This window comes from Priestia filamentosa, assembly GCF_900177535.1.
Taxonomy (GTDB): domain Bacteria; phylum Bacillota; class Bacilli; order Bacillales; family Bacillaceae_H; genus Bacillus_I; species Bacillus_I filamentosa.
Genome location: NZ_FXAJ01000001.1, coordinates 1 through 20,883, shown reverse-complemented (window position 1 = coordinate 20,883; position 20,883 = coordinate 1). Strand labels below are relative to the sequence as shown.

Genomic DNA, 20,883 nt, shown 5'->3' with positions numbered 1-20,883 from the left:
TAAAATTATGGAAAAAAAAGCGTCCATTTTAAAAAAAGGACGCTTTTCTTCTTAACCAAATACTTTTTCTAAATCTTCATCATTCTGTTCAAGCCAGAACTTCATCAGACGTTTTGCTCCATCTAAATCGTGAAGTTTCGCTTGACCGCATTGTGTTTCATTTGCAGCTGGGATTTCAGTAATATTCACAGCATCTTCAAATGTTTCTCTTAACAATGTAATGATTTCTTTTACAGTTGGCTCACCGCTTACCACTAAATAATACCCTGTTTGGCAACCCATTGGAGAAACATCAATGATATCAAAATGGTCGTGTTTCTCTGCATATTTACGGATTGTAAATGCTAAAAGATGTTCCAATGTATGAATAGTATCAGGCTTCATCGCTTGCTTATTCGGCTGACAAAAACGAATATCAAACTTATTAATTAATCCATCAGTTCCTACTTTATGAACACCACAATGACGAACATAAGGAGCTTTCACGGCTGTATGATCAAGTTCAAAACTTTCAACTGAAGGCATAAAAAAGCTCTCCTTTCAATGTATCATTTGTATTTTTTAATCGTATCTAGTATAACATATCGTAGGTTATAATAAATTTAGAACACTCTTTTTAAGGAAGGTTTTATCTATGAAAAAATTATTGCTCTGGCTTATTAGAGGATATCAGCTGTTCATCTCTCCTCTTTCTCCTCCACGCTGTCGCTTCCATCCCACATGTTCACACTATGGCCTTCAATCGATTCAGCGCTTTGGAGCCATTAAAGGTACCTACCTTACGATAAAACGAATATTAAAATGCCATCCATTCCATCCAGGAGGCTTTGATCCAGTTCCTGAAAAGAAGGAAAAGCATTCACATTCAAAATAATTATTTTGATGAAGTAACGGCTTTTTCATCACGATCTACAACATCTAATTTTCCTGTTGCAGGGTCAATGACTAAACCGTGCACAGGGACGTTTGGTACAAGCGGATGGTTGCGAATTTGATCAACGCTTTGTTGAACGCTATCTGTTACATTATCAAATCCACGAAGCCAGTCATCAAGGTTAACTCCAGCATTTTCTAACGTGTGGATTGTATCTTCTGTAATACCGCGCTCAACAAATTTTTTCTTTACGGCCTCTGGATTGATACTGCTCATTCCGCAGTCATGATGACCAATAACAAATACCTCATCTGCGCCTAGTTCATAAATAGCAACAATAAGGCTGCGCATAATTCCGCCAAATGGAGTTGAAACAACAGCACCTGCTGATTTTACAATTTTAGCGTCTCCGTTTTTTAAGTTCATACTTGCTGGTAAAAGTTCGATAAGTCTTGTGTCCATGCATGTTAAAATAACGCATTTCTTGTTTGGAAACTTTGTTGTTTCAAATGTTTTGTACTCTTGTTTCTCAACGAATTGCTTGTTATATTCTAGAACTTGTTCTAACATTTTTCTACTCCCCTTATCATATCTTATAATATTAAATTCATTGTTTATTATATCAAATTTTTAAAAAAGAGGATGTCCTAAAATTTATCCTTTTAGAACATCCTCCTTTTATTGTTATTTTTACTTCATATTATATTTCTTCTTAAATTGCTCTGCTCGTCCATCACGGTTACCAAATTTTTGGCGTCCTGTGTAGAATGGATGTGTGTCAGATGAAACCTCTACTTTTAAAAGCGGATAAGTGTTTCCGTCTTCCCACTCTATTGTTTCGTTTGATTTCTTTGTTGAACCACTTAAAAATTTATATCCGCTGTTTGTGTCCATAAATACTACAGGCTGATAATTTGGATGTAAATTTTGTTTCATAAGTTATCGTGCTCCTTTCAAAATCATATCCCTATTATAAAACGTAACCATTACTATTTGCAAATGAAAAGTTTTCCTACCTTCCAAAATCATGAATAATTAATTCCAGTAAGTGGACAATAAGGTTTATTGATACTTCACTGGAAAGGTAGGAGCATTATGGATCACTTAGTTACAGCGCGCTCAATGTTTGGAATGACAATGGGCTTTCATATTATTTTTGCAACACTAGGCGTTGGTCTTCCTCTTATGATTCTCATTGCAGAACTTTTATATCAAAAAACAAAAAATCCGTCTTATAACATTATGGCACAGCGTTGGATCAAAGGTTTCTCTGTTTTACTTGGCGTTGCTATTCCAACTGGAACAATTGCCGGAACACAGCTTTCTTTATTATGGCCTGGTTTTATGGAGGTTGTTGGTAAAGTTATGTCTCTTCCGTTCCAAATTGAAATTTATGCTTTTTTTATTGAAGCTCTCTTTTTATCCATTTACGTTTATGCAGCAGACCGCATTTCTCCTTTTATGCGCATTGTGAGTGTAATATTTATTGCGATTGGGGGAGCAGCTTCAGCAGTTTTAATTACAAATGTACATGCTTTTGAAGGAACTCCTGCAGGGTTTACAATTACAGATGGAAATATTACTAATGTTGAACCTTGGGCGGCTTTCTTTAATCCAAGCTTTTTAGTCACAGCAGGGCACGTTGTTGTCTCAGCATATACAACGGTTGGTTTTATTATTGCTTCGATTGCTGCATACAAAATGCTACGCTCGCGCAAAGATAAAAAGGTATACTCTTTCCATCGAAAGGCTCTTATTATCGGTTTAACAGTTGGAGGAATATTCTCTTTTCTAACAGCCCTTAACGGTCATGAATCAGCACAGCACCTTTATGAATATCAGCCAGAAAAACTAGCAGGTGCTGAAGGGCTTTTTGAAACTCAGGATCATGCTCCACTAACACTCGGAGGATTCACGGATGTTGAAAATCAAGAAATTAAATACGGAATAGAGTTCCCGTGGGCGTTAAGCTTTTTAGCTGGCAACAGTTTTGATACGACTGTAATTGGGCTTAATGATTTCCCAAAAGAATATTGGCCACCATTATTTATTCACACTTTATTTAACTCAATGGTTGTTATTGGTGGATTTCTTCTTATGTTAGCTCTGGCAGCATTCGTGTGGACGAAATTCTTAAAGAGAAAAGAATTTCCGAAACTTTTTCTCTGGGCATTTATTATTTCAGGCCCACTTGCTGTAATTGCCATTGAATCTGGATGGATCTTTGCTTGTACAGGACGTCAGCCATGGATCATTTACCGTATGATGAAGACGTCTGAGGCTGTTACAACATCAGCAGATTTAAGTCTACTCTTTTTCCTGTTCCTTCTTGTCTATATTATTTTAGGAATAGCTGTTGTTCTTGTACTTCGCTATTACTTCAAGAGACATCCTGTTTCAGAAGATTTAGCTAAACTAAACTCTGAAGGAGGAATTTAAATGGCAGATACACTCATTGCTGTTACTCTTTTGTGGGGACTTGTTTTTATCTATGCCATTATGGCTTCCATGGATTTTGGAGCTGGTTTTTGGTCTATGGTGTATATTAACAAAGAAAAAACGAATGCAACGAACATTGCCAACCGTTACCTTTCACCAACATGGGAAGTTACAAACGTATTTATCGTAGCTATTGTGGTTGGATTATTTAGTTTCTTTCCAAGTGCTACATTTACGCTCGGAACGGTTCTCCTTATTCCAGGAAGTATTATGCTTCTCTTGCTTGCGATTCGAAGTGGATTCCTTGTTTTTTCTCACATGGCTAAAGGATATGAAAAAGCACTGATTTACGTTTCTGGCGTATCAGGTATTTTCATCCCTGCTCTGTTAATTTGCGTTCTCCCTATCACACACGGTGGCTATATTAAAAAAGTGGATGGAAACGACCATTTAGATTTAGAAGCACTTTTTACTAGCCCAAACGTATATATGTTTATGCTATTTGCCTTCACGTCAACGCTGTTTCTTTCATCACTTCTATTGACAGATTACTCCAAAACATCTGATCAGTACAATGCATACGAAGTATATCGACGTGATGCTCTCATTACAGGCCCATGCTCCCTTATTGCTGGGTTTCTTGTTATAGCAACATTACGAACTGAAAGCCCTTGGATTTACAACAATATGATGGATCATGTTTGGGCTCTAGTCGCTTCTATTATTGCTTTTATTATTGCAGGACTGTGTCTCTTCCTTCCAACAAAATCAAGGCTTGGAAGACCCCGCATTTCCGTTGTGATGGTTATTATTCAATATTTCTTTGCAAGCTATGTATATGGTCGCTCTCATCTTCCATATATGGTTTACCCAAATGTAACACTTGAAGAAGGTTTTACAGATCCGGCAACTTTTAAAGCTCTGTTTATAACTTATATTGTAGCGTTCATCATTCTCTTCCCTGGGTTTGTGTATTTTTGGAGCCTTTTCATGAAAGATCGCGGCTACCTGAAGAAGAACTTCAAATCAAAAGATGATAATGACCCAGAAGGTGCCTATTAAAAAAATCCCCTCCTAGGACTCTCTAAGAGGGGATTTTTGATTATATAAAAGAGTTGTTAATAAGTAATCACTGACTTTTGCTAACAAAAGGTAGTATTCAGTTAAGGATTGAAAAGACTCTCTCGGAATATTATGCCAGTACTTGTCAATAAGTTGAAGTAAATAGAGAGAAGAACGTTCTTTTTGCGGGGCTTGATAGAACAAAGTTGTAATTTTCTCTATTGCCCTTATAATAGGCTTCTTCCACTTTGCTTCACTTTTTGTACTTTCTATTATCCAATCTAAGAACAACCCTTCTTTCCTTATGTCCTTACAGCTCATACTATCCCTCTTTCGTTTTTTATTAGTCCATCTTTTGAATTACTCGGTAAATTGCGCTCCACGAATGATGAACAAAGTAAATTGGTTTAGCACTTTTTTTCGCTTTCTCTTTAATTACTTTTGCAAGATTATGATTGATAAAATCAGTAATAACAAGCACGAAACGAATATGTTCTGGAATATCTCGCTTTACCATGTTTGCCTTACGTCCGTCTAAATGGATCACCTCATTGTACCCTTCATTCTCTAATCTTGTTGTAATATGTTTAACACGGTCTCCTCCAACAACTAAAATCGATCCCATTTTAGCTCCACCCTTCTTTTATTTCTTCTATTTTCACGTTCATTATGTTAAATTCTTGGCGTTCCATAATCATAGTTAAGTATCCTCAACAAGCAATCAGAATATTTTTTCTCTTTGCTCTTCTATAACTAGCATAATTGAGAATGATTCTCTTTGTCAACAACTAATTGATAACATTTATCAATTAGTTGTTCTGTCCTATAGAAAAAATAAATGAGCATGCTTATATGGCATGCTCATTTATAGTTAGATTCTTTGCCTTTTACGCTTTAAAGCTGATTCATAAATTTCTTTCTCTTCTTCACTTTGGGGCACAATTTTTGGAACTTCTATTGTTTTCCCCTCTTCATTGATAGCTACCATTGTGACAAAAGAAGTTGTGGTAGTGACTCTCTCTTTTGTTTTCCAATCTTCTTTTATCACTCTCACATATACTTCCATTGAACTTCTTCCTGTATGAGCAATTAGTCCTTCAATACTTAAAATATCCCCAACCTTTACGGGAGATAAGAAATCTACGGAATCAATAGAAGCTGTGACTGTTGTTGAAGCAGAATGTTTCATCGAAACAATAGCAGCCATCTCATCAATGGAGGCCAGTACTCTTCCTCCAAACATTGTTCCTAGATTATTTGTATCAAGAGGAAGAACAAGCTTTGTTTGCATAACCTTTGAATCTTTCATTAGAATTTCTTTCATGTTAAATTCTCCTTTTCTATTCACATACTAGCTTTGTCAGTAAAGGAGAATTTATACAAAAAAGACCCTTCATTTGAAGGGTCCCTACTTTCCCAAAAAAGCTTCGCTTTGTTTAAGCTTTTGTTGTGACAGTCGCTTAAATAGAAGGCCATGCTTTGGTGAAAAAAGAAAAGCTAACAAGAAAAGCAAACCACATGAAGCTGCCATTGCTCCTGCTATAGATATGTTCCAATATGATGCACTATAGTACCCAACAATAGCCGCTACTGCCCCAACAGCCGCACTTAGTATAATCATGACGATTAAACGATCAGTTAATAAATAGGCTGTTGCTCCTGGAGCAATAAGCATTGCAACAACTAAAATGGCACCAACGCTATCAAATGAGGCAACTGTTGATAAGGAAAGCATCCCCATCAGCAAATAGTGAATAAATGTAACTGGAATACCTAGCGCAAGTGCCATTTGAGGATCAAAAGAAGTAATCTTCAACTCCTTATAAAAAATCCATATTAATATAAAGTTAATAAGAGCTACAGTTCCAAGCATCCATACTGCTTTAGGGCCTAAAGAATAGCCGAAGAGCTCCAGTGTATTCCATGGCACGAATGTAATATCGCCCATAAGAGCATGATTCACATCTAAATGCACCTTATCTGCATAGACGGTCACCAGAACAACGCCAAGCGCGAAAAGAGATGTGAACACAACCCCAATAGCTGCATCTGATTGAACACCGCTTTGATGCAAAAGCTGAACAAACCAAGCTGTTAATAGTCCAACAGAGGCTGATCCAATCAGCATGTAAATACCGTCCAAGCTGTTGCTGACTAAAAAAGCTACAACAATACCGAGAAGTACAGTATGACTAATTGCATCTGCTAGCATTGCCATCTTACGGAGAATTAAAAAACAGCCAATTGTTCCACAAACAATCCCAACGAGCATTCCAGTAATAATAATCCATCCTTCAAAGCTCACATTCCTAACCTCCTTTACGATATATTTTCTGGCTTTGTTTCTGTTAGTTTGCTCTCTTGTTCTTTTAAAAGGAAAGGCGTACGACCCTGATTTTTAAGAATGTTCAGAAGTTCTGTTAGAATATCTTTTGGTATATCTCTGATTTCCCCGTGAGCTGTTCTTAATTGGAGGTGACCATAGTGCATTTCATTCATAAGATACACTTCCATTAGCCTTCTTTTTAAGGTCAGTTCGTGAGCTACTGAAAGACCTTCTTCTGTTAAACGATATTCCTCTCTACTATTCTTCTTCAATAACCGCTCTGAACATAACTTTTTTAAATTTCGTTCTAATTTCCTGTGTGAAATAAACCTTTTTTTCATAAGATCTGAAGAAGACATAGATGGAGAATAATCTTGCTTTTTCTGAAGCTTTGCCCGCTCTTCTCCTTCATAAAAAAGAACAAGAACATCCTCTTTTAGCATATTTTGATTAAAACGCATTCTTTTAATCAATGTGGAAATGAGCCCTCGCTTTGGAGAAAATAAAAGTGAAAAAAGAAAGAGGACAGTTAAAGACAAAATAATCACAGGACCTGTTGGTAAAGAGGCGTAACTTAAGCTCACAATTGTTCCAATTCCTCCAGAAACAAGGCCCATTACCCCTGATAAGATTGTCATAACGCTCAACTTGTCTGTCCAGTAGCGCGCCGTAATAGCTGGAGTGATGAGTAAAGCAGACATTAAAATCACGCCAACTGCTTGCAAGCCAATAACAACCGCAAGTACAATCATTGTCATTAATAAACCATTTAATCCTCTCACAGGAAGTCCTAACCCTTTTGCAAACTGTGGATCAAATGTGATGACCTTAAGTTCTTTAAATAAAAGAGCTGTTACACATAAAAGAAGCAGAGAGATGATACTAATAATCTGAACATCTGCTCCAACAAGAGAAGCCGCTTGACCGAATAAGAAATCATCAAGTCCACTTTGATTTCCGGCTCCATTATGCTGGATATACGTAAGAAGAACGATCCCAATACCAAAGAAGACAGAAAGCACAAGGCCAATCGACGTATCTTCTTTAATACGTGAATGCCTCACAATGAATTGAATACAGTAAGTTGCAATCATTCCTAGTATAGTAGCTCCAATGATAAATGGAATAAGCGCCTTTTCTCCTACAATGAGAAAAGCGAGACATATTCCAGGAAGAGCTGCATGTGCCATTGCATCTCCAATTAAACTTTGCTTCTTTAAAAGAGCAAAGCTGCCAAGAACTCCACTGCAAAGACCTAACAGTAATGTTCCAAGCAATACCCACTGAACGTTTCCATTCTTAAAAACTTCTTGAATAACTTCCATCGTCCTCCCTCCTCTACTTTTTAGATGTGACAAGCATTTCTTGATTTAAAAATGCCAATCCCCCGCCATATGTGGTTTGTAAATTATCAAAAGTAAATACCTCTTCTGTTGGGCCTATTGCAATCTTTCTCATATTCAATAGAAAAACCCAATCAAAATATTCTTGAACAGTCTGCAAATCATGATGAACAACAAGAACCGTTTTTCCTTGTTTTTTCAGTTCATCTAGTAGAGTAATAATTGCTTTTTCAGTTGCAGCATCAACTCCAACAAACGGTTCATCCATAAAGTAAACTTTAGCATCTTGAGCGAGTGCCCTTGCTAGAAATACGCGCTGCTGCTGTCCTCCAGACAGCTGACTAATTTGCCTTCCAGCAAATGCTGACATTCCAACTTTATTCAAACACTCCATTGCAAACTGTTTATCTTTTTTAGAAGGGTATTTCAGCCAGCCAATGTGTCTGTATCTTCCCATTAATACAACATCAAGTGCATTTGTTGGAAAGTCCCAGTCCACAGATCCTCTTTGAGGTACGTAACCAACAAGGCTTCTTTGTTTTTCATATGGCTTATCATAAATAGATACATGTCCGCTTGCTTTTGGTATCAACCCTAATATTGCTTTAATAAGCGTAGACTTCCCAGCTCCATTTGGTCCAATAATTCCAATCAGCTTTCCTTCTGGAATCGAAAAGCTAACGTTTTGAAGAACTGGTTTTTTATGATAAGCAACCGTTAAGTTATCAACTCTTATAGGTTCCATGTCCTACCTCCTTTATTTAAGCGCCTTTGAAATTTGCTCAATATTGTGACGGTACATCCCAATATATGTACCTTCCTCTGTTCCTTCTTCACCCATTGCGTCTGAGTAAAGTTCTCCACCAATTTTTACATTGTGACCTGCTTTTTTCGTTCCCTCTACAACTGCATTGATTGATTTCTTAGAGACACTACTTTCAATAAATACAGCTTTAATCTTTTTATTGACAAGTGTATCTACTAAATTTTGAACGTCTTTTAAGCCATATTCAGAGTCTGTACTTAAACCCTGCAGTCCCATAACATTCATATTGTAAGCTTTTCCGAAGTAACCAAAAGCATCATGAGCTGTAACAAGAACACGACGTTCCTTCGGGATTTCAGCAAACTTCTCTTCCGCTTCTTTTTTCACCTTATTTAATTCTTCTATATATTGCTCTGCATTTTTTTCATATTCACCTTTGTGATCAGGATCAAGCTTCACAAGCTCTTCCTTTGTCTCTTCAACCGCATACACCCAAAGCTCTGGATCAAACCAAACATGTGGATCATAAAGCTTTGCATCATCTGCAGATTTAATGAGCTTTTCTTTTGGAATAGCTTCTCCTACAGGCACAACAGGTTTTTCTTTCTGGATTCGTTCAAAAATATCCCCCATCTTTCCTTCTAGATGTAGACCATTGTAAAGAATTATATCTGCTTCTTGTATTTTTTTAATATCTCCTTGAGAAGGTTGATAAAGATGTGGATCAACACCAGGTCCCATTAAGGCTTCTACTGTAACTTTGTCTCCACCAATACTTTTAGCAATATCTGCAACTTGACCTGTTGTAACTGTGATTTTTACTTTTTCTCCTTTATCCCCTGACGAGCTTGCCTTTTCACTTTGACAACCTGCCAGTAATAAAATAAACAAAAATGCCCCTATTATTACGGCTAACTTCTTCAAAACACATCCCCCTTTTGAGCTCACACTATTTTTTTGCCCTAAGGAAACTTTTTGAGCAAAAAAATACCTTGTTTCTTTTTAGAATAATTTATGCCCAAAAACTAAAAAGTTTCCTTAATACAAAAAATATAGCCTAATTGAAGAAATGTCAACTTTTTTTGTATATTTATCATATTATCGTTCTGTTCTTCACAAATATCTTCTCTCTAAATATAAAAGCTCAGAAAGAAATTATTCTTCTTTCCGAGCTTTTATATTTAAAATTCTTCTTTTTTAGTTGCAATTTGATCAATAAAAGGCTCATCAATGAAAAATCCTAAACCACTTTCTGATGGTACTTCAATATGACCATCAGAAACTTTAATCCCTTTTTTGACCACATCTCGCCTCCAATAACGATCTGACGCAGAAATGTCACCTGGAATTGTAAAACCAGGCAAGCTTGCAAGTGCTACATTATGAGCACGAGACACACCAGACTCAATCATCCCACCAACCCAGAGTGGAAAATGATGTTTAAGAGCTAGCTCATGAATTTGAAGAGATGGAGATAGCCCACCAATTCTCCCTGGTTTCACAACAAGAATTTTGCAGCTCTTAAATTGAATCGCTTGGTAAGCTTTTTCAACAGATGTGATGCTTTCATCAAGACAAATTGGTGTTTTCAATACTTTCTGAAGTTCGCTATGTTGAAAAAATTCATCTTTTCCAAAGGGCTGCTCAATCATCATCAAGTTAAGAGTGTCAAGCTGTTCTAGAAGAGACATATCAGTGAATGTATATGAAGCATTAGCATCTGCCATAAGCGGTAAATCTGGAAATTGTTGACGAATCTTTTTCAAAACTTCATAGTCGTGACCAGGTTTAATTTTAATTTTAAAGCGTTTATATCCCGCTTTTACATATCTATCAATACTTTGAATCATAGATTCTTCATCACTAATACCAATAGCTACTCCTGAAGAGATTTTAGAAGCTGTGCCTCCAAGGACCTTTCCTAACGGTTTGCCAAGCTTCTTTGCATAAAGGTCCCATAGAGCTAAATCAAGCGATGCCTTAGCCATACTATGACCTTGAACGAATGAAAACAATTTGGTTGTTTCCCTTGGGTGTGTTACCTTTTTCCCTTTCAAAAAGGGAATTAAAAAATGCTTTAACGCATATTCACACGTATCTACCGTTTCTTCCGTATACCATGGAGCATCAAAAGCAACACATTCTCCCCAGCCAACTGCTCCTGTTTCATCTTTCACTTTAAGAAGTAAAAACTCTCTATCTTTTACTGTTCCATACTTTGTGGAAAAAGGACTTTTTAATGACAGACTCAACCTATATAAGATGATATTCTCAATCTTCATTTTGTTGACCTTCTAGCAAAGAAAACAGCTTTCGTCTCACTAATTTATTTGAAGCGTTTCTTGTTAGCTCATCTACGAAATAAAAGTTTGCTGGAATCTTGAAGGAAGCGAGTCTTTTTTGACAGAACGATTTTAGCTCACTTTCCTCTATAGAGTGTGCCACGACAAGAAAAGCAGCCGGAACTTTCCCCCATCTTTCATCATCTTGACCTGTTACACCAGCTTCTTTAACAGCAGGATGCGAAAGAAGCACAGATTCTATTTCTGCCGGATATACATTTTCGCCCCCTGAGATGATTAAGTCTGAACGTCGATCAAGTACGTACAAATAACCATCTTCATCAACATATCCCATATCTCCTGTATGAAGCCACCCATCTATAATGGCTTTATTTGTTGCTTCCTCGTTGTAGAGATATCCTTTTGTCACGTTCGGTCCTTTTACAACAATCTCTCCTACTTCTTGATGATTCTCTGATTTTATTTTTAGCTGCGCAGGGAAAAGCACCTTTCCAGCCGACCCAAGTTTAGTAAGCGCATCCTCAGGTGAAAGAGTTACAATTTGTGAGGAAGTTTCCGTCATTCCATATGTTTGATAGACAGGAATGTTTGCTTCTTTGCACTTTTCTAGTATTGGCAAAGGAGCTGGACCTCCTCCTAAGAGAAGACATCGAAATGTATCTGGATACGGCTCGTGAAGATGCTCTAGCATTTTCTGTAGCATTGCTGTTACACAGGATATAATTGTTACCCCCTCATGAAAAATAGCATGTTGCACTCTTTCTGCCTCAAATTTCTCATGAAGAATTACAGTCATTCCATAGATGACGCTGCGCATTAAAATCGAAAATCCACTAATATGAAAAAGTGGTACGGCCAAAAGCCAACGATCATTATCATGAAGACCTAAGTTTAAAGAAGATCCAGTCGCACTCCACCAATGGTTCCCATACGTTTGAACAACCCCTTTTGGATTTCCTGTTGTTCCTGATGTATACATAATTGTTGCTACATCTGAAAGGGAAACTTCCTCTTGGAAAGATAGATTACGCTCTTCAAGTTTTTTCACTTCTGAAAATGAAGCTTTTTGAATACCTGTAATTGACGTTTTAAATAGTTCATCATCTGTAATAAGAATAGAAGCTTTACTATTTTCTAGCTGAAACGACAGCTCTTTCTCCGTTAGCTTAGTATTTAAAAACACAACTTTAGCTCCTATACCAAGCAGTGCATGAAGAAAAATGACGAAATCTAAACTATTGTGAGCAAGAATCCCAACATGTCTTCCTTTTTCTATCCCAAGTGCCCCTAACTTCTTCCCTATTTCTTCTGCTTTTATAAAAAGTTCTTTAAATGTAATTTCTTCTTTCATCGTTTTAATTGCAATCCGGTTCGGAGACAGAAAAGCTCTCTTTTTTAACCAGCTTGGCATTGTCTGTTCCATATTATTACTCCTTCTTTATCGAAAAAGCAGCTTAACGAAATTCATTAAGCTGCTTTCTCTTTGTTATTTTTAAGGGAATCTTGGGAACTGCTTGAAGTCTGGAGTACGTTTCTCTTTGAAAGCATCTCTTCCTTCTTTTGCTTCATCTGTTGTGTAGTAAAGAAGCGTTGCATCTCCACCAAATTGTTGCATACCTGCTAGTCCATCTGAATCTGCATTGAACGCAGCTTTTAGGAAACGAAGAGCAGTTGGACTTTTCTCAAGCATTTCGTTGCACCATTGAACAGTTTCTTCTTCTAGCTTCTCAAGAGGAACAACTGTATTTACAAGACCCATATCCAATGCTTCTTGTGCACTGTACTGGCGACATAAGAACCAAATTTCACGTGCTTTTTTATGTCCAACAACGCGAGCAAGGTAACCAGCACCATAACCAGCATCAAAGCTTCCTACTTTTGGACCTGTTTGACCAAACACAGCATTATCCGCTGCAATTGTTAAGTCACAAACTAAGTGTAAAACATGCCCTCCACCAATTGCGTATCCTGAAACCATCGCAACAACTGGTTTTGGAATAACACGAATTAAACGTTGTAAATCAAGTACGTTTAAACGAGGAATTTGATCGTCCCCAACATAGCCACCATGACCACGTACTTTTTGATCTCCACCAGAGCAAAATGCTTTTTCACCAGCACCTGCTAATACAATAACACCAACATTGGCATCATCACGAGCATATGCAAAAGCATCGATTAGCTCTGAAACCGTACGGGGACGGAATGCATTATGCACCTCTGGTCTGTTGATTGTGATTTTAGCAATTCCATTGTACGTTTCATATAAAATATCTTCGTACTTACGTTCTGCAGTCCATTCTACTGTAGACATTTTTTAGTCCTCCTTTATTCATGTACACTTTGTAAAAACCCATCTACTATTTTACTAAAAATTCGAGGTTTTTCCACATGTATAGCATGCCCAACTTCTTCAACTCTTTCTAAAAAAGAGTTTGTAAGCTGCTCATCTATCTCTAAACCAATTTGACAAAACTTTATATCAAGTTTTCCTGTGATAAGAAGTATTGGCATATTGAGAGTAGACAAAAGCGGCCACCATGAAGGCTGCATGCCTGTCCCCATCCCAATTAAGCTATTTGCTAAACCGCGGGGAACATTTTTTAATCGCTCTTTTCTTACTTCTTCAATAATATCATTTGGCAGGGACTTTTGAGAATGAAAGAGCGGGATGTTTTCCCACTTTTCCACAAAAGCCTCTATTCCTTTTTCGTTAATGAAAGAAGCAAGTTGCTCATCATTCAATTGACGAGCTTTCTTTTCTTCAATTGTCTTAAGACCAGGTGAAGAGCTTTCTAATATAAGTGCCGTCACTTTATGAGGATATAAAATTCCAAACGATAATGCAACTCTTCCACCCATTGAATAACCAAGAACCGTTGCTTTTTCAATCTTTAACTCATAGAACAGTTGAACCAAATCTGCTACAGTTTCCTCCATCGTATAACGACTAGGGTCAGCAGGCTTGTCTGTTTCTCCATGTCCAATAAGATCTATTGTAATCACTTTATAATGGGTAAAATATTCCTTCACATGTTTCCATGTTGCCTGAGATCCTGTAAAACCGTGAAGAAGCAGAAGAGGTGGGCCTTCTCCTTCGATTTCAATATTATAATTCACTCCACGAATGATTTTGTTCATTTTTCCTTTTCCTCATTTAAAGCATCCTCAATATCTTTCCACATACTTCGATGTGTTTCAACATTCTTCGTACGCACTGTTTCAATCTCAATGACTGTAACACCTTTGGTTCTGAAAGATTCCTCAAGATAATAACGAAAATCCGCCCAATTGCTCGCTTTATGAAATGACCCATGATAAGCTTTTACAGCATTTGAGAAATCAATTCCGAGCGGCGTACCAAACAGAAGTTCGAAATGCTTTTCTTCCTTTGCTTGAGGAAGAAAAGAGAAGATACCCCCACCATCGTTATTAACAAGCACAACGGTTAGGTTCAATTCATTCAAATGTGCAGCTAATAACCCATTTAAATCATGATAAAAAGATACATCGCCAATTAACAATACAGAATGATGATAAGCAGTACTTGCACCAAGTGCTGCTGAAACAACTCCATCAATTCCGTTAGCTCCCCTATTTGCTAATACATCTAGACTTTTAGATGACTTTCTTAAAAATGTATCAACATCTCGAATAGGCATAGAGTTTCCAACAAAAAGAAGGCTTTGTTCTGGAAGAGCTTCTTGAAGTTCTACAACAACTTTTCCTTCATCAAGTTCCTCTGTATTAGCCATTGCCTGCTGAAGAAGATCGCTTGTGATATTTTGCACATTCATCCATTTTGAAAGCCAATTTTTTGAGAAAGTGATGTTTTCACATTGTTCCCTTAAGCTTCTACATAAAAATTCTTCATGCGATACAATAACATCTGTTATCGTTCCTGTCGGATCACGCCAATCTAATGTATGATCTACCATTATGAAATTTTCTGGAGCGTAGTTTGTCATAAACTTGAGCGTTGTTTTTGAAACAGGCATTCCACCGAAACGAACAATAAGATCTGGTGCTAATTCTTCAGCTACCCTTTCATTTTTTAAGAAAGTATCATAACTATCCATTACAACATCTTGCACTAGATTATTTGTTCGAATATTTGATAAAGGATCAGCAAGAATAGGAATATTAAGCATATCTGCTAAAGCAACAATCTCCCTGCTTCCTTCTTCAGAAATTTGTTGGCCACAAATGAAAAGAGGTTTTTCTGCTCTTTCCAACAATTGTTCTACGTAAGCAACATCAGCTTGCGAACCAATTCTCTCGCTTACTTTTTTTCGCTCTTCTCTTCTTTCTTCAAAGAAATTATGCACTTCTGCTAAGTTAGGGAGAAGTGGCTCTCGAAGCGGGAAGTTCACATGTGTAACGCCTTGGCCACCGCGTTCAGCAACATGAACAGCTCTTTTAGCCACTTGTTTAATATACCGAAGAGCTTCTACTGAGCTTTCAGGTATAGAAACATCCACAAACCATTTGGCATACTTGCCGTACAAGTCTACTTGATCAATTGCTTGCGGAGCCCCTACTTCTCTTAACTCGTGCGGTCGATCTGCTGTTACAACAACAAGCGGGACACGAGAATAATGGGCTTCTACAATAGCAGGGAAATAGTTAGCTGCTGCTGTACCTGACGTACAAAGCAAAACGACAGGATGCTGTTTTGCTTTCGCTATTCCTAAAGCGAAAAAAGCCGCAGATCGTTCATCAATATTAGTATACACATTTAGTTCGTCACACTCTGCCATTGTAAGTGCAAGCGGAGTTGAACGAGATCCAGGACTGATAACAACGTCCACAATGCCACTGCTTACTAGTCCATCTACAAATGTTGCTACATATGAAGTAAGAGCATCACTTGTCATTGTTCATTCCTCCTAACGCTGAAAGCATTGGCTTAAATTTTGTTTTTGTTTCTTCATACTCACTTTGAGGATCTGAATCTGCCACAATTCCACAACCTGCAAAAAGTGATGCTTCATGGCCACGCAGCAATGCTGATCGTATTCCAACAATAAATTCACCGTTACCATCCCCATCAAGCCATCCAATTGGAGCTGCATACCATCCTCTTTCAAACACCTCTAGCTTTTCTAACACCTCAATAGACTCTTCTTTAGGATATCCACCAAGAGCAGGAGTTGGGTGCAGTTTCTCCACAAGTTCAATAAGAGTTGTTCCTTCTTTTGCTTTTCCTCTAATAGGAGTATATAGGTGTTGGATATGCTTTACTTTATAAAGAGTTGGATGCTCAGGGGCATATACATTTAAGCACGTCTCTTTCATGGCCTTTTCAATCATATTTACAACAAGGTTATGTTCAAACAAGTTCTTTTCATCGTTCAATAGCTCTTCCCCTAATTTTTCATCTTCCTCTGCAGAATGTCCCCTTGGGATAGAGCCTGCTAAGCACGTTGAAAAGACCTCACCATCAACACTTTTTACAAGCCGCTCTGGAGAAGCACCGATAAAACATTGGCTATCTTGTTCAACAGCGAAAATATAGCTTAAATTCTGTTCTTCTAGCAAGCTTGATAAGGCATATTCACTCCATATTTTTTCATGAAATGTTACTTGTAATTCACGTGCTAATACAACTTTTTCTATTTCACCACTTCTAATCTGTTCTGTTGCATGCTTCACAGCTCTTTTCCATTCTTCAGGAGCGACTTCATGTTGAACAGCATCTCTGTTATGAACTTGAGATGGAAGAGTATCAGAAGCAAGAAAAGTTTCTTCAATATGCTCCATTTCTTTTATAATGTCCTCTACTGATTCGCCTTGCTTAATATATCGATTAAAGGTTAAAAAAGCTTCTTTATTATAGGAGGTAAAAAGAACTTTAGGAACAAAAAAACGACTAACAGGAAAACTCGTCCATAAATTATCTTCCTTTTGATAAGGATGAAAAGAGAATCCTCCAAAAAGCAAGTTACCTGTCCCAAACGGTGTTTTGTTGTCCTCTGCACCTTTAATAAAACGCTTCCATTCTTCTTCAACATACTTAAAACGATCTCTACCCTTATTCTTTTCAATAATATGGGCATAATCAAATCCAACTAGATAAAAAGGCTCATACGCATCTTTCCAAAAGAAACGCTTCCCTTCATATAAATGGCGCCCATTATAGTAAACAGAGAGAGGATCAAACTGAGCAATTTGCTTTACAATACTAACAAACTGAGGCTTCTCTAATTTATTAGCACGTAAACTAGCGTCTTCAATTTTTCGTTTCGCTTCCTCAATACTTGTAATCACACTAGCTCCCTCCAGTAAAATCTGACATAATCTTATTTTTATTTCCCAATTTATTTCAGGGAAACCTATATGGTAAAATCTTCTCTTAAAGATAGAAAGTTGTAACAAAGAAAAAAATCTTATCTTAAAATAAATGCTTGTCTAATATTGTAGAAATACGCAACTAAATAATTATAAATCTTTCTCTTTAAAAATGCTAGTGAAGGGCTTCATAATCTAAATGTAATCTCTATATTCCTTTTTAAACTTTATTTGCACAAAGATTTAGTAAATGAAAAAAGTTGAACTTTCTCGTGATTTTCTCTACACTAATGTTAGGTGTTTTTGTCTAAAAACGTCTATTTAAAATGTTTTTATAAATATCTTTCTAGAGAAAGGATGAGAACAAGCATGCAATCATCCCAACCGCGTGCTGCTCAATCGCCAAAAAAAGGATGGAAAGTATGGTGGAAATTAACACGTCCACATACCTTAACAGCAGCTTTTGTTCCTGTCTTAATTGGAACAGCTCTGTCTATGCAATCTACTTCAGTTAATATTCCCATCTTTCTAGCAATGTTAATTGCTTGTCTTTTTATTCAAATTGCTACGAACCTTTTCAACGAATATTACGACTTTAAGCGTGGACTTGACAACGAAAACTCGGTAGGAATTGGTGGCGGAATTGTTCGTGAAGGAATTTCTCCTCGGACAATTATGAACAGTGCTCTTATTTTATACTTATTATCAATGATTATTGGGGTATATATTTGCATGAGTAGCAGCTGGTGGCTTGCGCTTATCGGCCTTTTTTGTATGGCTGTTGGATATCTTTATACTGGAGGTCCATACCCTATTGCTTACACACCGTTTGGAGAACTTGTATCAGGACTTATGATGGGAAGTTCCATCATATTGATTTCTTTCTTCATTCAAACAGGAAAGATTACAGCAGAAAGTGTTGTCGTATCTATTCCTATTGCAATTCTTGTAGGGGCTATTCTACTTGCAAACAATATCCGTGATTTTGACGGAGACAAAGAGTTCGGCCGTAAGACGTTAGCTATTCTCGTCGGAAAGAAGCAGTCTATTGTAGTGTTAGCCTCTATGTTCATCGTATCTTATGTATGGATTATTGGACTTATTATTGCAGGAGTAGCAAGCCCTTGGCTATTATTAGTATTCCTTAGCCTTCCAAAACCAATCCAAGCTGTGAAAGGATTTATTGGAAAAACAATGCCAATTCAAATGGTACCGGCTATGAAAGCTACAGCACAAACAAATACGTTCTTTGGATTTTTATTATCCATTGGTCTTTTTATCGGCTACTTCTTCTAAAAAACACAGTCTTTTGACTGTGTTTTTTCTTATGTTACGATACTGTTATTTGTCATTACTTAAGATCGTCTTCTAATTATATGCTTTATAATCCTATACATTAGAAAAGAACATTGTGTTTATTCTATTATATGTTGAAACTTTTTAACTTTGTATAACGTATTACAAGGAGAAAACTATTTGAAAAGAGGAGAACAAATGAATTCACATGAAATTGATTATAAACTTTATGGAGATGATATGCAGTTCGTAGAGATTGAACTTGATCCACGTGAAAGTGTTATAGCAGAAGCTGGAAGTATGATGATGATGGAAGAAAACATTGAAATGGAAACCATTTTTGGAGATGGAGCAGAAAGTTCTGGCGGAAGTGGACTATTTGGAAAGATTATGGGAGCTGGTAAGCGTGTACTAACAGGCGAAAGTCTTTTTATGACAGCATTTACGAATAGCGCTCATAACAAACGTCGCGTCTCTTTTGCTGCCCCTTATCCAGGAAAGATTATCCCAATGGACTTAAGCGAACTAAACGGTAAAATCATATGTCAAAAAGATGCTTTTCTTTGTGCAGCAAAAGGTGTAGCAGTTGGAATTGATTTTCAACGAAAACTTGGAACAGGTTTCTTTGGTGGAGAAGGATTTATTATGCAAAAAGTAGAAGGTGATGGTCTTGCTTTCCTTCATGCCGGGGGTACAATCCACGAGAAAACACTTGAACGTGGTGAACGTCTACGTGTTGATACAGGATGTTTAGTTGCTATGACAAAAGATGTAGACTATAACATTGAATATGTAGGAAAAGTAAAAACAGCTTTGTTTGGTGGAGAAGGATTATTCTTTGCAACATTAACAGGTCCAGGAAAGGTGTGGATTCAATCTCTCCCATTTAGTCGCCTTGCTGATCGAATGTTTGCAAACTCTCCTGTTGGAACACAGTCTCGCGGAGAAGGAAGTGTTCTCGGTTCTCTTGGGGATTTCCTTGGCGGTGACCGTCGCTAAAGTTTCTGCTTCAAAAACTGATAAAAAACAAAAAGCATGCAGATTCTGCATGCTTTTTTAGATGACCCGTACGGGATTCGAACCCGTGTTACCGCCGTGAAAGGGCGGTGTCTTAACCGCTTGACCAACGGGCCAATTTTATATAAATTTCGATGGCGGAGAAGGAGGGATTTGAACCCTCGCGCCGCTTGCGCGACCTACACCCTTAGCAGGGGCGCCTCTTCAGCCACTTGAGTACTTCCCCGTTTGGCTCCACAGGTAGGACTCGAACCTACGACCGATCGGTTAACAGCCGATAGCTCTACCACTGAGCTACTGTGGAATATATGGTGGGCCTAAGTGGACTCGAACCACCGACCTCACGCTTATCAGGCGTGCGCTCTAACCAGCTGAGCTATAGGCCCATAATGGAGCGGGTGATGAGAATCGAACTCACGACATCAGCTTGGAAGGCTGAGGTTTTACCACTAAACTACACCCGCAGTAATATTTAAAAGATGGGGCGATTGATGGGAATCGAACCCACGAGTGCCAGAGCCACAATCTGGTGCGTTAACCACTTCGCCACAACCGCCAACATAAATATATATAGAATTTCATTGAACTCGATATGGTGGCTCAGGACGGAATCGAACCGCCGACACATGGATTTTCAGTCCATTGCTCTACCAACTGAGCTACTGAGCCTAATAAAATAATGGCGGTCCCGACGGGAATCGAACCCGCGATCTCCTGCGTGACAGGCAGGCATGTTAACCGCTACACCACGGGACCTTTGGTTGCGGGGGCAGGATTTGAACCTACGACCTTCGGGTTATGAGCCCGACGAGCTACCAGACTGCTCCACCCCGCGATATGAAATTAAAATAAATATGGAGGAGGAAGGGGGATTCGAACCCCCGCGGGTTTTGACACCCCTGTCGGTTTTCAAGACCGATCCCTTCAGCCGGACTTGGGTATTCCTCCAAAATATTATGGTAGCGGCGGAGGGGATCGAACCCCCGACCTCACGGGTATGAACCGTACGCTCTAGCCAGCTGAGCTACACCGCCATATATTTATTTTAATTCTAATTCATTTGTAATAATGATTGGTGGAGCCTAGCGGGATCGAACCGCTGACCTCCTGCGTGCAAGGCAGGCGCTCTCCCAGCTGAGCTAAGGCCCCAATATTTAAATGGTCGG

General features: G+C 38.0%; 21 protein-coding genes and 12 tRNA genes. 5 read left to right on the top strand and 28 right to left on the bottom strand.

Features of this window, described 5'->3' with window-relative positions:
- Nucleotides 1–51: 51 nt before the first annotated feature.
- The gene (locus tag B9N79_RS00165; protein ID WP_019391085.1) at nt 52–525 is read right to left on the bottom strand and encodes an S-ribosylhomocysteine lyase; all 474 of its coding nucleotides are present in this window, start codon (nt 523–525) and stop codon (nt 52–54) included.
- 109 nt (nt 526–634) lie between these two features.
- Here B9N79_RS00165 and yidD point away from each other — a divergent pair, with 109 nt between their 5' ends.
- Nucleotides 635–874 (top strand): membrane protein insertion efficiency factor YidD, encoded by a 240-nt coding sequence (gene yidD / locus B9N79_RS00160; RefSeq protein WP_019391084.1) that lies wholly within the window; start codon nt 635–637, stop codon nt 872–874.
- On the opposite strand, the gene B9N79_RS00155 is transcribed toward yidD, so the two are convergent.
- Together B9N79_RS00155 and B9N79_RS00150 are read right to left on the bottom strand one after the other, a co-directional pair.
- Nucleotides 875–1,444 (bottom strand): beta-class carbonic anhydrase, encoded by a 570-nt coding sequence (locus tag B9N79_RS00155; RefSeq protein ID WP_019391083.1) that lies wholly within the window; start codon nt 1,442–1,444, stop codon nt 875–877.
- A 120-nt stretch (nt 1,445–1,564) separates the two neighbouring features.
- On the bottom strand, nt 1,565–1,810 hold the full coding sequence (locus B9N79_RS00150; protein ID WP_019391082.1) for a type B 50S ribosomal protein L31: 246 nt from the start codon (nt 1,808–1,810) through the stop codon (nt 1,565–1,567).
- A 159-nt stretch (nt 1,811–1,969) separates the two neighbouring features.
- On the opposite strand from B9N79_RS00150, the gene B9N79_RS00145 reads away from it, so the two are divergent.
- Together B9N79_RS00145 and B9N79_RS00140 are read left to right on the top strand one after the other, a co-directional pair.
- Nucleotides 1,970–3,313: a cytochrome ubiquinol oxidase subunit I gene (locus tag B9N79_RS00145; protein ID WP_040056982.1), complete on the top strand. Its 1,344-nt coding sequence runs from the start codon at nt 1,970–1,972 to the stop codon at nt 3,311–3,313.
- On the top strand, nt 3,314–4,375 hold the full coding sequence (locus B9N79_RS00140; RefSeq protein ID WP_048896883.1) for a cytochrome d ubiquinol oxidase subunit II: 1,062 nt from the start codon (nt 3,314–3,316) through the stop codon (nt 4,373–4,375).
- Nucleotides 4,376–4,387: 12 nt separating this feature from the next.
- On the opposite strand, the gene B9N79_RS00135 is transcribed toward B9N79_RS00140, so the two are convergent.
- The 13 genes from B9N79_RS00135 to B9N79_RS00075 all read right to left on the bottom strand — a co-directional run bounded on the left by B9N79_RS00135 (nt 4,388) and on the right by B9N79_RS00075 (nt 17,383).
- Nucleotides 4,388–4,696 carry a hypothetical protein gene (locus B9N79_RS00135; protein ID WP_040056984.1) on the bottom strand — a complete coding sequence of 103 codons (309 nt, stop codon included), beginning with the start codon at nt 4,694–4,696 and terminating at the stop codon, nt 4,388–4,390.
- Nucleotides 4,697–4,718: 22 nt separating this feature from the next.
- Complete coding sequence (locus B9N79_RS00130; protein WP_019391078.1) at nt 4,719–5,000, bottom strand: DUF2325 domain-containing protein; 282 nt, start codon at nt 4,998–5,000, stop codon at nt 4,719–4,721.
- Between the two features lie 246 nt (nt 5,001–5,246).
- On the bottom strand, nt 5,247–5,699 hold the full coding sequence (locus B9N79_RS00125) for an acyl-CoA thioesterase (RefSeq protein ID WP_040056985.1): 453 nt from the start codon (nt 5,697–5,699) through the stop codon (nt 5,247–5,249).
- A gap of 84 nt (nt 5,700–5,783) precedes the next feature.
- Nucleotides 5,784–6,680 (bottom strand): metal ABC transporter permease, encoded by an 897-nt coding sequence (locus B9N79_RS00120; protein ID WP_085117656.1) that lies wholly within the window; start codon nt 6,678–6,680, stop codon nt 5,784–5,786.
- A gap of 14 nt (nt 6,681–6,694) precedes the next feature.
- A complete protein-coding gene (locus B9N79_RS00115; RefSeq protein ID WP_046217926.1) occupies nt 6,695–8,026 on the bottom strand; it encodes a metal ABC transporter permease in 1,332 nt (443 codons plus the stop codon).
- Nucleotides 8,027–8,039: 13 nt separating this feature from the next.
- Nucleotides 8,040–8,789, bottom strand: coding sequence for a metal ABC transporter ATP-binding protein (locus tag B9N79_RS00110; protein WP_085117654.1), 750 nt, complete (start codon nt 8,787–8,789; stop codon nt 8,040–8,042).
- A gap of 12 nt (nt 8,790–8,801) precedes the next feature.
- The gene (locus B9N79_RS00105) at nt 8,802–9,734 is read right to left on the bottom strand and encodes a metal ABC transporter solute-binding protein, Zn/Mn family (RefSeq protein ID WP_085117652.1); all 933 of its coding nucleotides are present in this window, start codon (nt 9,732–9,734) and stop codon (nt 8,802–8,804) included.
- A gap of 257 nt (nt 9,735–9,991) precedes the next feature.
- On the bottom strand, nt 9,992–11,092 hold the full coding sequence (gene menC / locus B9N79_RS00100; protein ID WP_046217929.1) for an o-succinylbenzoate synthase: 1,101 nt from the start codon (nt 11,090–11,092) through the stop codon (nt 9,992–9,994).
- Nucleotides 11,082–12,536, bottom strand: a complete 1,455-nt coding sequence (locus tag B9N79_RS00095; RefSeq protein ID WP_040056991.1) for an o-succinylbenzoate--CoA ligase — start codon at nt 12,534–12,536, stop codon at nt 11,082–11,084. Before B9N79_RS00095 ends, menC begins: the two co-directional genes overlap by 11 nt.
- Before the next feature lie 69 nt (nt 12,537–12,605).
- Complete coding sequence (gene menB, locus B9N79_RS00090; protein ID WP_019391070.1) at nt 12,606–13,427, bottom strand: 1,4-dihydroxy-2-naphthoyl-CoA synthase; 822 nt, start codon at nt 13,425–13,427, stop codon at nt 12,606–12,608.
- Nucleotides 13,428–13,441: 14 nt separating this feature from the next.
- On the bottom strand, nt 13,442–14,254 hold the full coding sequence (menH, locus tag B9N79_RS00085; protein WP_040056992.1) for a 2-succinyl-6-hydroxy-2,4-cyclohexadiene-1-carboxylate synthase: 813 nt from the start codon (nt 14,252–14,254) through the stop codon (nt 13,442–13,444).
- Nucleotides 14,251–15,990 carry a 2-succinyl-5-enolpyruvyl-6-hydroxy-3-cyclohexene-1-carboxylic-acid synthase gene (menD, locus tag B9N79_RS00080; RefSeq protein ID WP_046217930.1) on the bottom strand — a complete coding sequence of 580 codons (1,740 nt, stop codon included), beginning with the start codon at nt 15,988–15,990 and terminating at the stop codon, nt 14,251–14,253. Before menD ends, menH begins: the two co-directional genes overlap by 4 nt.
- Complete coding sequence (locus B9N79_RS00075; RefSeq protein WP_046217931.1) at nt 15,980–17,383, bottom strand: isochorismate synthase; 1,404 nt, start codon at nt 17,381–17,383, stop codon at nt 15,980–15,982. The genes menD and B9N79_RS00075 overlap by 11 nt, the downstream gene beginning before the upstream one ends.
- 390 nt (nt 17,384–17,773) lie before the next feature.
- On the opposite strand from B9N79_RS00075, the gene B9N79_RS00070 reads away from it, so the two are divergent.
- Together B9N79_RS00070 and B9N79_RS00065 are read left to right on the top strand one after the other, a co-directional pair.
- Nucleotides 17,774–18,700 (top strand): 1,4-dihydroxy-2-naphthoate polyprenyltransferase, encoded by a 927-nt coding sequence (locus B9N79_RS00070; RefSeq protein ID WP_372450199.1) that lies wholly within the window; start codon nt 17,774–17,776, stop codon nt 18,698–18,700.
- A gap of 198 nt (nt 18,701–18,898) precedes the next feature.
- Entirely contained in the window at nt 18,899–19,699 is an 801-nt protein-coding gene (locus B9N79_RS00065) for a TIGR00266 family protein (RefSeq protein ID WP_085118066.1), read from the top strand.
- 62 nt (nt 19,700–19,761) lie between these two features.
- Here B9N79_RS00065 and B9N79_RS00060 read toward each other — a convergent pair.
- From B9N79_RS00060 to B9N79_RS00005, 12 genes are all read right to left on the bottom strand, one after another.
- A tRNA-Glu gene (locus B9N79_RS00060) sits at nt 19,762–19,833 on the bottom strand.
- Nucleotides 19,834–19,852: 19 nt separating this feature from the next.
- A tRNA-Ser gene (locus B9N79_RS00055) sits at nt 19,853–19,943 on the bottom strand.
- A 3-nt stretch (nt 19,944–19,946) separates the two neighbouring features.
- A tRNA-Asn gene (locus B9N79_RS00050) sits at nt 19,947–20,021 on the bottom strand.
- 5 nt (nt 20,022–20,026) lie between these two features.
- Nucleotides 20,027–20,103, bottom strand: a tRNA-Ile gene (locus B9N79_RS00045).
- A 4-nt stretch (nt 20,104–20,107) separates the two neighbouring features.
- Nucleotides 20,108–20,181, bottom strand: a tRNA-Gly gene (locus tag B9N79_RS00040).
- A gap of 16 nt (nt 20,182–20,197) precedes the next feature.
- Nucleotides 20,198–20,273, bottom strand: a tRNA-His gene (locus B9N79_RS00035).
- Nucleotides 20,274–20,310: 37 nt separating this feature from the next.
- Nucleotides 20,311–20,386 (bottom strand) — tRNA-Phe (locus B9N79_RS00030).
- A gap of 11 nt (nt 20,387–20,397) precedes the next feature.
- Nucleotides 20,398–20,473: transfer RNA gene (locus B9N79_RS00025), tRNA-Asp, on the bottom strand.
- Between the two features lie 2 nt (nt 20,474–20,475).
- A tRNA-Met gene (locus B9N79_RS00020) sits at nt 20,476–20,552 on the bottom strand.
- Nucleotides 20,553–20,572: 20 nt separating this feature from the next.
- Nucleotides 20,573–20,665, bottom strand: a tRNA-Ser gene (locus B9N79_RS00015).
- Nucleotides 20,666–20,674: 9 nt separating this feature from the next.
- Nucleotides 20,675–20,751: transfer RNA gene (locus B9N79_RS00010), tRNA-Met, on the bottom strand.
- A 39-nt stretch (nt 20,752–20,790) separates the two neighbouring features.
- Nucleotides 20,791–20,866: transfer RNA gene (locus B9N79_RS00005), tRNA-Ala, on the bottom strand.
- Between the last annotated feature and the right edge of the window lie 17 nt (nt 20,867–20,883).